At 36.6% G+C, this 12,646-nt stretch carries 14 protein-coding genes; 1 reads left to right on the top strand and 13 read right to left on the bottom strand.

The genetic code is table 11. The features are described from left to right. Nucleotides 1–223: 223 nt before the first annotated feature. The 5 genes from E2H97_RS09305 to E2H97_RS09285 all read right to left on the bottom strand — a co-directional run bounded on the left by E2H97_RS09305 (nucleotide 224) and on the right by E2H97_RS09285 (nucleotide 4,326). Nucleotides 224–520 carry a hypothetical protein gene (locus E2H97_RS09305; protein ID WP_133406888.1) on the bottom strand — a complete coding sequence of 99 codons (297 nt, stop codon included), beginning with the start codon at nucleotides 518–520 and terminating at the stop codon, nucleotides 224–226. A gap of 107 nt (nucleotides 521–627) precedes the next feature. Next, nucleotides 628–1,554 (bottom strand): SDH family Clp fold serine proteinase, encoded by a 927-nt coding sequence (locus E2H97_RS09300; RefSeq protein WP_133406887.1) that lies wholly within the window; start codon nucleotides 1,552–1,554, stop codon nucleotides 628–630. A 527-nt stretch (nucleotides 1,555–2,081) separates the two neighbouring features. Then, nucleotides 2,082–2,651: a hypothetical protein gene (locus E2H97_RS09295; protein ID WP_133406886.1), complete on the bottom strand. Its 570-nt coding sequence runs from the start codon at nucleotides 2,649–2,651 to the stop codon at nucleotides 2,082–2,084. Nucleotides 2,652–2,767: 116 nt separating this feature from the next. Further along, a protein-coding gene (locus E2H97_RS09290; RefSeq protein ID WP_133406885.1) for an IS3 family transposase occupies nucleotides 2,768–3,960 on the bottom strand; the annotation gives its coding sequence in 2 pieces (ribosomal slippage) (nucleotides 2,768–3,652 and nucleotides 3,655–3,960; 1,191 coding nt in all). 72 nt (nucleotides 3,961–4,032) lie between these two features. After that, nucleotides 4,033–4,326, bottom strand: a complete 294-nt coding sequence (locus E2H97_RS09285) for a MafI2 family immunity protein (RefSeq protein ID WP_133406884.1) — start codon at nucleotides 4,324–4,326, stop codon at nucleotides 4,033–4,035. Nucleotides 4,327–5,430: 1,104 nt separating this feature from the next. Here E2H97_RS09285 and E2H97_RS09280 point away from each other — a divergent pair. Next, nucleotides 5,431–5,610 (top strand): hypothetical protein, encoded by a 180-nt coding sequence (locus E2H97_RS09280; protein WP_133406883.1) that lies wholly within the window; start codon nucleotides 5,431–5,433, stop codon nucleotides 5,608–5,610. Here the strand turns inward: E2H97_RS09280 and E2H97_RS09275 are convergent. From E2H97_RS09275 to E2H97_RS09240, 8 genes are all read right to left on the bottom strand, one after another. Further along, a complete protein-coding gene (locus E2H97_RS09275; RefSeq protein WP_133406882.1) occupies nucleotides 5,602–5,856 on the bottom strand; it encodes a hypothetical protein in 255 nt (84 codons plus the stop codon). The genes E2H97_RS09280 and E2H97_RS09275 overlap by 9 nt on opposite strands. Before the next feature lie 105 nt (nucleotides 5,857–5,961). After that, complete coding sequence (locus E2H97_RS09270) at nucleotides 5,962–6,465, bottom strand: hypothetical protein (protein WP_133406881.1); 504 nt, start codon at nucleotides 6,463–6,465, stop codon at nucleotides 5,962–5,964. Nucleotides 6,466–6,519: 54 nt separating this feature from the next. Next, nucleotides 6,520–7,182, bottom strand: a complete 663-nt coding sequence (locus tag E2H97_RS09265; protein WP_133406880.1) for a hypothetical protein — start codon at nucleotides 7,180–7,182, stop codon at nucleotides 6,520–6,522. Between the two features lie 448 nt (nucleotides 7,183–7,630). After that, a complete protein-coding gene (locus tag E2H97_RS09260; protein WP_133406879.1) occupies nucleotides 7,631–8,047 on the bottom strand; it encodes a hypothetical protein in 417 nt (138 codons plus the stop codon). Between the two features lie 116 nt (nucleotides 8,048–8,163). Further along, nucleotides 8,164–8,415: a hypothetical protein gene (locus tag E2H97_RS09255; RefSeq protein WP_133406878.1), complete on the bottom strand. Its 252-nt coding sequence runs from the start codon at nucleotides 8,413–8,415 to the stop codon at nucleotides 8,164–8,166. A gap of 768 nt (nucleotides 8,416–9,183) precedes the next feature. Then, the gene (locus E2H97_RS09250) at nucleotides 9,184–9,789 is read right to left on the bottom strand and encodes a hypothetical protein (RefSeq protein ID WP_133406877.1); all 606 of its coding nucleotides are present in this window, start codon (nucleotides 9,787–9,789) and stop codon (nucleotides 9,184–9,186) included. A 95-nt stretch (nucleotides 9,790–9,884) separates the two neighbouring features. Next, nucleotides 9,885–10,790 (bottom strand): FRG domain-containing protein, encoded by a 906-nt coding sequence (locus E2H97_RS09245; RefSeq protein ID WP_133406876.1) that lies wholly within the window; start codon nucleotides 10,788–10,790, stop codon nucleotides 9,885–9,887. A 122-nt stretch (nucleotides 10,791–10,912) separates the two neighbouring features. After that, nucleotides 10,913–12,604: a hypothetical protein gene (locus E2H97_RS09240; protein WP_133406875.1), complete on the bottom strand. Its 1,692-nt coding sequence runs from the start codon at nucleotides 12,602–12,604 to the stop codon at nucleotides 10,913–10,915. Between the last annotated feature and the right edge of the window lie 42 nt (nucleotides 12,605–12,646).

The raw sequence follows: 12,646 nt of genomic DNA, 5'->3' as shown, positions 1-12,646 counted from the left end.
CTTTATAGGTTGTCGCCTATTAGCGTAACGATGTCATTAAGGCGAAAACACAAATGTGTTTTGTAAACGCTGAATTAAACTGAAATGCTTAAATTTCCAAATAACCCAAACCTGAATGAGTGGCAGCCACGCATAACGCCGCATTAACGGGCGTAAAATTGTTGGCTATAATTTGCGACGCAGGAGCAAAAGCCAACGATTTTGCGTCCTGTTGAATGCCTTGTTATATGCTGAACCTTGATAGGTAAGGATAAGTTAACACAAGCCACCAAATGATAATTGAAAAAAGAATTTTGCAAATCAACTCAATTGTTGACCATTTTACTATTTTTGGATTTCCTTCTGGATTACTCCAACCACCTTTCAGTTCTTCGTCAAATGTTACAACATGACCTATGACAACTAAAGTAGACACACAAGCAAAACTAAAGGCCACAGGTACCTCAAAGAGCCATGAGCCAGAAATAGTTAATACAACAATCCAAACGCTGAATAGTAAAATAGTCGTCAGTCGATTCATAATTGCATATAACGCCCGCTTAACAGGCAAATAGTGGTTGGCTAAAATCCGAAGCGCAGCGTAGGAGCCGACCAGTATTTGTCCTTGTTGAAGCGCTTGTTAAGTGCTTATTTATCATCTTTATCAGTTAGGTCTAGCCCAGACTCGATACTACCGACGTAGCGCATATTTTTGTGTTTAAATATACTAAATAAATACTGAGCGAACTCAAAAAAGTCATATATAGAGTTGCTAAGCTCATACTCTTTAGTGCCTTCTTTTACAACTTTTTTGCCTAATAATGAAGCGGCTTCGTCAGCATCAATAACAAATCCATGATCTTTATAATGGTTAGTAAAGTGATCTGCTAAAGTTTCAGGTGTTTGTGTATCAGGTAAATCTTTGCCAGATAATAAACGTTCCGCATACTGAGAGGCTGATTCATTTACACGCTCAAAAAGACCTAGATGCCTAATGTTTAAATTATCGGTTAAATATTTAGCAAACATATCTGATGCATTTGGATATTGTTCAGACATTTCGGCTATTTTTTCCATTGCATTTGATAGCCCTAATGCAGGGAAACCCCCAAATTGCGGATCAATTGGTCCTAGCTCACTTAGTAAGCCCATATGAATTTCTGCTGCCCCAAGAGATATTAGCGTTGCTGCAGATTTGGCACGACGAGGAATAGCAACATTGAACTTTGATTTAGATAATCGTTTGCACGTTTTACTAATTAGATAGGCTGGTTCAATTTGTCCACCACCAGACTGAACAATCATCAGAATATTTTTCTTTTTGTTTAGGTCTTTTACTGCATGATAAATACGGTTTGAGTGAAATGAGCTTATTGAATTTTCATCGTATAAAAAAATAACTTCATATCCAGTAACACCCGATTCTTTTACTAACTTTTTTAAATGCTCAGAGAATAATTGTTTTAGTTTATCTTCAGATATTTCATCTTTAAATGCCGCTACAAAATCTCCGAAATTAGAAAAATCATACACTTTTTCTTCTACAGCGTCTTCGTTGACTATTTCATCAGCCATTCTTTTTCCTTAAATTTTACACTCAACCCTGATTAGACTCAGGCACTTAACGCCCGCATAACAGGCAAATACTGGTTGGCTATAATCCGGAGAGCAGCGTAGGAGCCAACCAGTATTTGTCCAGTTGATGCGCTTGTTAGGCGAACAGGAATACTTATTAACAGCACCACCGCCCGACTTTTATTTTTTTAAACAAAACAAACTGCTTGAATTTGTTTTTGCCACGCTACCGCAGCGCTAAAAATTTGAGCCTTACTTTACTAGCCGACAAGCTAATGGCGCAAGATGAAAGTTAGATCTTACGCAAATGGTTGACGCCAATTAGCGCAACTACAAGCTTAAAGGCGAAAACACGTTGCCTGAATTTAAACCAGTAACCGATAATTTTGCCGTAAACACCAAAACCAACAAATAATTGATTTCGTGGCAAACGCATAACGCCCAATTAACGGGCAAATGGTGTTTGGCTATAATTTTGGAACGTAGTGACAAAAGCCAAACAGTATTTGTCCCTGTTGAATTGCTTGTTAGCAGTACCTTACATTGAACCTTTTACATACAACATATGTGTTTTCTACTATTAACATTTTAAAGCCACTTTCGTTATTATGAGATTTTATAATGTTTACATTTAAAAGCTCTGACAGTGCATTTTTGTATAACTCTAAAATAGGTATTGGAGCTGAAGCCAAAGAACCATTACCAGAATTTAGTAAATCGGTAATTGGGATATTCGTATTTAAGTATTTTGACAGATTGCGCCAACCTTTAAAGTAAGATTCATGGGCTGTATACAATGAGCCTATAACTTCATATGGGTTATTAGGTTTACTTGAAAAGAAAAGAGTGCCCGATTCTCCAGTATACTCGTCTAATATAGGGTGTTCAGTAACTAACTGAAACGAACCACCTGCTTCAATATTTAATGTAGATTCAGCAACATCTTCACATTCTATTCGTAAACGAACCCGTTTATCATGTTCTTCCCAATGATCTGTTTCATATATAAAGCTAATACCCATATAAGTGCTTTCAATAGCACTTATATAACCATCTAAATCTTCGTAAATATTATTGCAGAGAGTTTCAATATTCATAGTACTGCTAACGCCCAGTTAACGGGCAAATAGTGTTTGGCTAAAATTTTGGAACGCAGTGACAAAAGTCAAACAGTATTTGTGATCTTGCCCCGAAAAAGTGGACACATTCCACTTTAAATTACTGCCTGTTCAAATTCGACAGGCGTTCTATATCCTAAGCTTGAATGTAAGCGTTGTCTATTATAGAAATAGTTTAAGTAACTCTTTAAAGGCTTCAGTAACTCATTGAAGGTTCTAAACTTATTCCCTCTAATGATGTCACCTTTCATAGAATGAAAAAATGACTCAACTTCCGCATTGTCTGTACAGTGACCAGGTCGATTCATACTCGGCTCAATCTGGTGTTTTTTCAGAAATGCTTGAACCACTTTGGCTCGATACTCAGCCCCTCTATCGGTATGAAACAAAATGGTTTTATCAGTCTTCCTGTTTTTAAGTGCAGTCTTTAATGCTTTAAGTGTCAGCTCAGTAGTTTTATTTTTCCCAAAAGCCCAGCCTATGATACGCCGAGAAAAGACATCTAAGACAACCGCTAAATAATGCCAGTGCTGACCCACTTTGAGATAAGTAATATCTCCAGACCATAGTTGGTTTATTGTTGTCGGATTAGCTCTATCTTTTCTTTTATTCTCAACGGCTTTATAGAACAGTTTAGTTTTAGCGGGCTTAGCATACGTTTTAATTCCTCTGGCTTTTAACCCATTTTTTTTCATCAAACGAGCGACCCGTTTCCTACTGGTATTGATGCCCGCTCTTTTTAATGCGGCGTAAACTCTTGGGCTTCCATAGATTTGATGGCTCTTTTCAAACGTCATTTGGATTTTAGATAGCAATTGCATGTCATCTAAGTGGTGCTGAGGTAAAGGACGTTTAAGCCAAGCGTAATAGCCACTACGTGATACATGAAGCCAATTACACAGGTACTTAATGCCTAAGTTTTTTCCGTTGTCTTTGATGAATTTAAATCGTTCTGATGAACTTCCGCCAGATACCGTTGCCACTTTTTTAGTAAATCATTCTCCTTTTGCAAGCGGTCAACTTGTTTTTGAAGCTGTTTGATTTTATTGAGTTCTTTTTTGTTAGGGACTTTTCTCATAAGCTCACTATCGCTTTGATAGCGCTGGACATTATCGAACTTGCCCTCGCGGTACTCTTTACGCCACCGGGAAAGCATAAGCGGGTGAATGTCTAACGCTAGGGCAATATCCTTAGACATGACATCGTCTCTCAAGCTTAACTCGACAGCTTTCACTTTGAAATCGATAGGGTAAAACCAAGTCTTTTTTGGTCGTGTATATCTAGGCATAACCACTTCCTTATAATGATAAGGAAGTGTCCACTAAAGTGGGGCAACTACAGCGTCCTGTTGAATGCCTTGTTATGTGTCGGAGAGTTCGCCGAACCTTAAATACACAAGATTAGAGCCATCACCAATTTTCCATGGAGCAGTATTGCTAAATTGGAAAGAATGAACAACTTTAACTGAAGAGCTAAAGTGCGAGCTAATTTCAGTTAGCGCTTCATCTATTGCTGCAACGTGTTCTTGCGGCGTATTTTCAATAAATAAGGCATTGAACTCAAATACATTGTCAGTAAGATTTGAATACACACACCTTAAAGTAGGTGGAACTTGCCCTAAAAGTGCAATTTGAACAATTCTATGAATATCCACTGAATTTACCTAGACACATAACGCCCAGTTAACGGGCAAATGGTGTTTGGCTATAATTTTGGAACGCAGTGACAAAAGCCAAACAGTATTTGTCCTGTTGAACTGCTTGTTAGTAGTGGAATTACTTACTTAACTTTCCCTGTTTTTTGCTTGGGAGTAGGTTAAGCCAATACAGAACTTCAAATGCAGCTGCTAGAACAAAAAATGAAATTGCTCCTGTTGCGTTGCCGTAAACAAAACAAGTGATTGCGGTAAAGATTAAGGCTAATGACAATACTATTTTATGTAAGAACTTCAAACTAAATTCCTTTTCATTTACGACAAACTACTAACGCCCAGTTAACGGGCAAGTGGTGTTTGGCTATAATTTTGGAACGCAGTGACAAAAGCCAAACAGTATTTGTCCTGTTGAACTGCTTGTTATGTGTTGTTTGCACGGAATCCGCCTCTACATGCTTCAACGTCAACGGAAAGAGTAAACAATTGATCACACGCTGAACATTTAAATGTTCCGTATACTGAAACTTTTGGCCAGATTTCACTAGATGCTTCTTTACCCTCAAAATTATCAGAAGACAAAAGAACAAGCTTTGAAGCACTAAGTGACTTTGCCAATTTCTCTGAAGTTGCAGCATAACTTGATGGCTGTTGGAACCCTCTGGGAATTTTCCATGATTCACAATTAGTACAATTTTTCATAAAACACATAACGCCGCATTAACGGGCGGAAAATTGTTGGCTATAATTTGCGACGCAGGCGCAAAGCCAACGATTTTGCGTCCTGTTGAATGCCTTGTTATGCGCAACATTTACCTTTTGAATTTACAAACGGTTTGGATAGCGACCAATTGTGTTTTTGCAAAATAACCAATGATTTTGCCGATTTCCAGAAGTTTTAAAACAACCAGAAACGACATTGATAAATGTAATTTCGTGGTTGATCTACAGCAACAGAATTTAAGCTGAATTTCCATTGCTACCGCAGTTGAACCTTGCATGGTACAACATTAAAACCACTGAAGTTTTTACAACGCATAACGCCCGCTTAACAGGCAAATACTGGTTGGCTAAAATCCGAAGCGCAGCGTAGGAGCCAACCAGTATTTGTCCTTGTTGAAGCGCTTGTTAAATGCCGTTTACTCAAATGCTAAATTGCCATTTATTGAATGTAATGTTTTACCTGAAGTAATTAACGCCCATTCAGGATTGCCTTCCACAGTTGAGAAAGAGCATAACCAAGTTTCAGAGCTAAATGCAACGACAAGCTCTGGTAACCTAGACTGAAAATATATCAGAAATTTTTAAACCTTTAAGCCTTTGCAAATTAAATTCGAACATATCTTCTTCAGACCAACTACCAAATGCTATCTCGTTTTTAACTTCAACTCTCCAACTCCATTCAATCATAATTGTCAGATCATCGACTTCTAAGAAAATAGCACTACCATGTCCTCTCTTGGCTCGTTGAACTTTTTTGCCAATATAGGGCTGAATAAACTCTGTTACTTCATTTTCTAAAATTTCTGACATACTTTTTTAGGCATTTAACGCCGCATTAACAGGCGCAAAACGTTGGCTTATACTTTGCGACGCAGGAGCAAAAGCCAACGATTTTGCGTCCTGTTGAATGCCTTGTTAGGGCACTTCTGCGCGATCAAATGTAGCAATACGTACACTACGCCCAGCAAATTTTATTTTTGCAATTTCATTTAATGCAATGATTGTTTCATTAACGGCTTTTAGGTCATTAGCAGTAGTTGCATACTTATTTGTTTGTGGCTCTTTCTCTAATTCGACACACTCAACCTGAAACTCTTTCTTTGAAATTTTAACGTAGCAATAGACTGCATTAGTGTCAGGGTACCTAAAACCTAAATTTTTTGTATGTCCAGTTAGAGGTTGTAATCCCCATGATTCACTAGAATTGGCTAGTTTGAACCCTTTCCTTTTAAAAAGAGCTTCAATTTCTAGAGCAAACTCATTAACCTCATCGTTGGAAGGGAGTATTTTTTCTGTGCCATCCACGTATAAACCAACATCAATGCGCTGAATATCTTGTTGCTTTAACAGTAAACTTTTTGGTGGACATCCACATAAAAGAAAGGATATCGCTAAAATGGTAACTGCTCGAATTTTCATGAATGCCCTAACGCCAAAATCAGGTGCGCCGTAGGCGTCACCTGGATTTACTTGTTAGGCGAATTCTTTGGACTCAATAATGACTAAATCTTTTATTTTTTCATGAATGGATTTAATTGAAACAGATGGAAAAGAATGATATTGACTTGGATTAAGGATGTTTAGCGGATAAACCCTGCGTATGATTCCATCCTTAATTTTAGGTACATTTTTGTTCCATTCAATATTTTCTGCATCTACTGTTACAGATGTACTGAAAACTCCTTTTCTAATTCTTGTTTCCAATCTTATGTCATAGTTTTTTCTAAGATCAACTGCATAGCCGTAACGAATATCAAGGTCAATGATTAACGATTTCAATATGTCAATAACATTTATACTGTAAAGAGCAGGGTCGTACCAGACGATAATTTCACTACAATCTTCTGGGGCTATATATGAGAGTTCAAATCCGAATTCATTTACCCGCTCACCCGTAACATATGAGTATTTATCATGACCAAACTTATTTAGCTTGTTCCAGAATGATTTCTCTCCAACTGTCTTACCTTTGCTAATTCTATAAGGGCCACCAATATCAAATTGATTTGCTGATTGGTTGAAGAGCCCTCTAACAAGATCAGAAACAGCTTGAAGATTTTTTACACGTTCCTCTGAACATACATTCAAAACATACAGTTTGATAACTCTGTTCTTTTTTCTTTCTAATTTAAACATGCTAGTGATGGTTGGTAGCGCCTAACGCCGCATTAAGCGGCAAATGGTTGTTGGCTATAATTTTGTAGCGAAGCGGAAAAAGCCAACAAGTATTTGTCCGTCTTAAATGCCTTGTTAGGCGCACCGTTTACGTTTTGATATTACAGATGTTTTGGAGTGTGCTCAATTTTGTTTTTATAAAACTGCCAATGATTTTGCCAATTTCTTAAAACTTCAAAACAGCCAAAAATAACATTGAATAGGGCAGTTTCGTGGTTGATCTACAGAAGCAAAATTTAAGCTGAATTTCCATTGCTACCGCAGTTGAACCTTGCATGGTACAACATAAAAACCATTGATGTTTTTACAACGCATAACGCCGTATTAACGGGCGGAAAATTGTTGGCTATAATTTGCGACGCAGGAGCGAAGCCAACGATTTTGCGTCCTGTTGAATGCCTTGTTATGTTTATTTTACTCGGTAAGATACAAACTTTAATTTATTCCATGGCTCTTCAGTTGTCATGATGGTATATACCATTTTATTCTTGCCAACGTGATGCAATTTATATTTTCTTGTCCCATCATCCGCCACATTTGTATGATGCTTGAACAGAACATTGTTTAAACAACCCCATGTGCCTTTTTCAATATCTTCGGAGTACTCACCATCAACTTGGTATTGAAACTTAACAATTGTTGTGCCATTTGAACGATAAATAGCATCCCATTTTTGAAAGGTGTTTGGCAAATTTGGTATCTGAATTTCACCTTTCCAGCGCCCAACAACTTGAGAGCACATATTTTTGACATTATTTGTCTGAGTAGATGCGGAAGCACTTAGTGAGAAGGCTATAAGGACTACTAATAAATTGAAATATTTCAAGAATACTCCCATAAACATAACGCCGCATTAACGGGCGGAAAATTGTTGGCTATAATTTGCGACGCAGGCGCAAAGCCAACGATTTTGCGTCCTGTTGAATGCCTTGTTATAAGTGGCTATGCAATTACCTTAGTTATTGTAACTATTGCGCCGAGGTAAATGAAAAAACCAATTGCACGAACAGCCCTTCGATTAAATATTGGATTTTGAGCTTCTTTTTCGGTTTTGAATACCAATACACCCAAAGGTGTGTATTTAAAAAGGAACAACTGATATTTACGAATAACAAACATTAAATGATTTGGAAAAAATACTAGCCATGAACCAGCAAAAATTTGAACTATAATGTTTAAGAGTTCAGTATCCATCAAAGCCCTTATAACAGCTTATTAGGCGGAAAAAGTCCTTCTTTCAACGGACACGCTACCGCCTGCTAATTTAAATTTAACATCTAAGTAAAATATCTGTATAAGGTAATAAGATCAATAGGTTTGTAATCAATTTGCTTGAAATTTACTCAAGTGCTTTTGCGTGAAAGAAGGAAAAATTCCTTTTTTCTTGTAGAAAGGAGGAAAGCTATGGAGCTGTATGAATATACAGTGCTATTTTTTATTTTTTGTTTAAAAATCAGGTGGTTGTTAATCCAACGATTTGGCTAAGGCTGGGGGATTCATTCACTCGCAAAATATGCGCAAAACTAAAGTTAGTGAATCCTTACCGAGAGCTGATGTTAAATGTATTATATTTCAATAAGATATGGTACAACCGAGTGGATTCGAACCACCGACCCCACCATGTCAAGATAATGCTTTATCGCTAGTTAACCTATTGTATTTTAACTAAAAACAATGGTTTTACGTTCTAAAAAATTTACCGAAAACGCTGAATTTACTGAATTCGCAGTGTATATTTATCAATAAGTTACACCATAGTTTTGCGAGTAATTTTGGATGAACCATAAATTTTAGCAAGTTAATTTTGGAGTTTTTTTATGGATTATGCTTTATGAAGTTACGCATGAAGGCAGGTTAAAAGAAATAGTGCAGGGTGTATATCTAGGCATAACCACTTCCTTATAATGATAAGGAAGTGTCCACTGAAGTGGGGCAACTACAAAATCAGACTTCAAGGCCTTGTTAACTGATCATGCTGACTACTATCACGACAATAAGAATAGCATTTACAGCAGTTAAAATTGCCACGCTGCTTTCAAGTTTACCTAACCTAGAGTAAATTTCCGTCGGGACTTCATAAATATCCGTCGTTTGGTGACGTGTAGTGACACCATGGACAAAGAAGTTTACCGAAAGCGGAATTGCAAATAGCGCACTAATTACTTCAAATATGAATAACCAAGATTTGAAATATCCTAGATCTTCAGTTTCTTTCTTATCTAGCAATTCTTTTAAAGACTCGATTTCATAGATTATTTTCTCTTCCGTTTCTCCATTTTCAATGAGGCGCTTAATAACACCTTGATTCATTTTTATTTGATCATGAGATTTTTCTAACTGGTTCAACTTCAAGTCATAATTCGTTGAAATGATATCATCCGACATCATTTGCATCTTATGAAGTGTCACGAGAGTAACTGACGCACATACCAATAAAGAAACAGATAAAATTATGTATTCCCAAGACTTCATTTTTCGATGACTGAAAAATGAAACAACCAGCAGCAATATCAATAATGCGTACAAACCTATAATTGCTATTGTCTTTATTAAAGCAACTGACTCCATGTTCTAAATACTACTCCGAGGTTTTCTTGAACAGTTAACGCCTAAATCAGGTGCGCCATAGGCCTCACCAGGATTTATTATTATGTGCTTCAGGGTTACTGATAATCTTCATTTAACTGTTCTGAAACTTTATCTATCTCAGGGTAAATATAAGATTTTTTGATACCTAGATTTTTAAGCTCGGTTTGCATATCTTTGATGCTATGTGCTTTCAGTTTTGCAATATGGATCTCAACGATTGGATGAGAGATTCTATTATCTGATTCTATGAGTTTATTCGACTTTATAATTTTTATTGGTTTTGCGTGGTTGTCAGGATTTAACCCGAAAAGTAAAAAAGCGCCTTTCTGTGATTTTATTCTACTACTAGTGAATTTAGGTAGAACAAATTTTACAGAAGTAATGTCTTCTGGATCTATTAATGGTAAAAATTGAGGCTTTTCACTTCTGATTTCATGGAGTAAATATTGAACACATTTCTCATTGTTGAATTTATCAGTATCTGTCTTGTTAGAAGACGCAGACTTAGCAAGTTTTTCCTTGGACTTTAGACCAGAACCATTGAGAGGGATCTTGGAAAGGTTTGAGATTACGCTTACAGAGTCCGAATCGTAGTACTTTATCTCATTCTTTTTTATTTCAAAAATATAAATAAGCGCATCAGTTTCAAGCTCTTTTTTTTCTGCAATAGCGAAGTACACAGCGCTTAACAAATCTTCGCTAACATCTATAAGTCTAGTTGGTGCAGAATAATGCTGAATCCTACTTAATCGGTCAAATGTCGTTTTATCTTGATGAAAGCTATCGTCGTTAAACCTTTGGCTTTCTCTATAAATGATATCTTCTTTACTTATATAATTCTTTCGATATACAAAAGGAACTAAAGCAGTTTCTTCATAATCCTTTTTCTCACCTCTGTACACTAGGAGGTTATCAGTTGTATCTCCAATTTCCTTTATGAAGTCGATTAGTTCTGACAGTTTTGATACGTCTTTTTCCATATACTCTAATCTCTATTTTTTCTGCGCAACGTCTTACTAAACGGCGAAAAATTGTTAGCTAAAATTGCGAGGAACGAGCGCTAGGAAACTGCTTAGTGTCCGTTTGAGTAACTTGATACTTATCATGCTTTATCACTAAGTGCCTTGGTGATGATCTCTAAAGATTCATCACAATCAGAGCATATTTTTTCGTAGTGACTTTTATAACTACCATAATCAGTTATCGCATTCTTTCTAAGTTCTTCTGCTTCCTGCCCTAAAGTGTGCCCCTTCAAGATCGATCGTGCGTTGTGAACCACATGAAACGGTGTCATTATTTCGCGAGCATGTTCGGTTTCAAACCCAGCACCAACTAGTATTACTTCAATTAACTTTAATGCTCGTAATCTAGCATCAGGATTTAAATTTAACTCCTTTGCTTTTCTCCTAAGCCATTTTTCCTCTAAGCCTTCGACAATCAGCTGGTCTAAATTTAATATTTCTTCAGCCCATTCATCCCGAGAACTAGTATAGGGGTAGTGAACTTTATCAGGGGCTTTTTTATCTCTGAGTTTCCACCAAGGAACTCCCTTAGTATTCAATTTTTCTAGCTTATCTTTAAGGTTTAATAAAGCGTCATAATCACTACTCCACTTACCCTCAATATCATTTTCCATGGCACGCTTTGAAATTGGTGCTTTTGGGGGTTCATTGTATTGCTTCCAATGCAATTGCTCCTCATATGGTAAGTGACTAAGGTATATTAAGTATGTATGAACTTGACCAGCAGAATTGACATCAAATGTCTTTAATTCCCATGCACCTCGACAATAAACACTGCGACTGTTAAGAGTATATCTATCCCGATCGGTTTTATATTTTAACAAGACTTCTGGCTTAAAAAATGCGGGTGTTATTTCAAAAGGCAAATCCGATTCGGTGAAGTAATTTGCCAAACAACTTGGATTACACGAAATCTCTTTTATTTCTTTGTTTTTCCAGTCTTGTGCTATGTAGCTACAATACTCTTTTTCCTCTTCAGAATTTCCCCAGACATTGGAAATTATCAAATCTTTAGGGGTAGCTATATCTGATATTTGAAACCCTCTAGAATAACTTCCGATGCCTTTAACCACATTAAGGCTGCCAAAAATATTATTGCTATTTATTTCTATGGGATTTCTTTCAGATCCCCAGCCGTTAAAATCACCTGTTTTATAGCGAGTAAAATCAAACATTCGAAATAGTTTATGGTCTTCTATTCCGGCATACTCTCCTAAGACATCTTTTTTCGCACAAATAACTGTGCCAACTTCTTTATTATCTTGATCGATCTTAACTATTTTAATGACTTCATCAATTTCCCCATGAGAGTCTAACTTACACCAAGACATTCGTTCAGCGACATAATGAAGCTCTAAAGAGTGAGCAATTTTTTGATTCATTTCGTAGTAAGTTTCACCGCCATTTATCCCTTCGAAGGAACGTGCAAATATAATCTGTTCGCCATAAGTTAAAGATTTGTCTCCAAAACTAGATAAAGGGTTTTCTATAGTCACATCTTCTGAAGAACATGAAACGCCCCAAGAAGAATATGGGTTACCACTCCATCGCATCAAGTTTTCGAAATTTTCTTTTTGTGCATGAGTTTCAGGTAACAATATTGCGTGGAGAAACACGTGAGGTAATGCGGCATATAGAAGTACATATTCATCACTTTCATCAGAAGACAAAAAATCACAAACATCTGTTTGTTGATACCACAAGTGTAAATCATCATCAGAACTAGGTTGATCAAACAATAGCTTTAAACCACTTAAATCATATATATTCATTATCTAATTGCACCAAACCTGAGATAAATCTAACGCCGCATT

Origin of the sequence: Parashewanella tropica (genome assembly GCF_004358445.1) — a bacterium.
GTDB lineage: Bacteria > Pseudomonadota > Gammaproteobacteria > Enterobacterales > Shewanellaceae > Parashewanella > Parashewanella tropica.
This window is presented reverse-complemented; position numbering and strand designations above follow the sequence as displayed.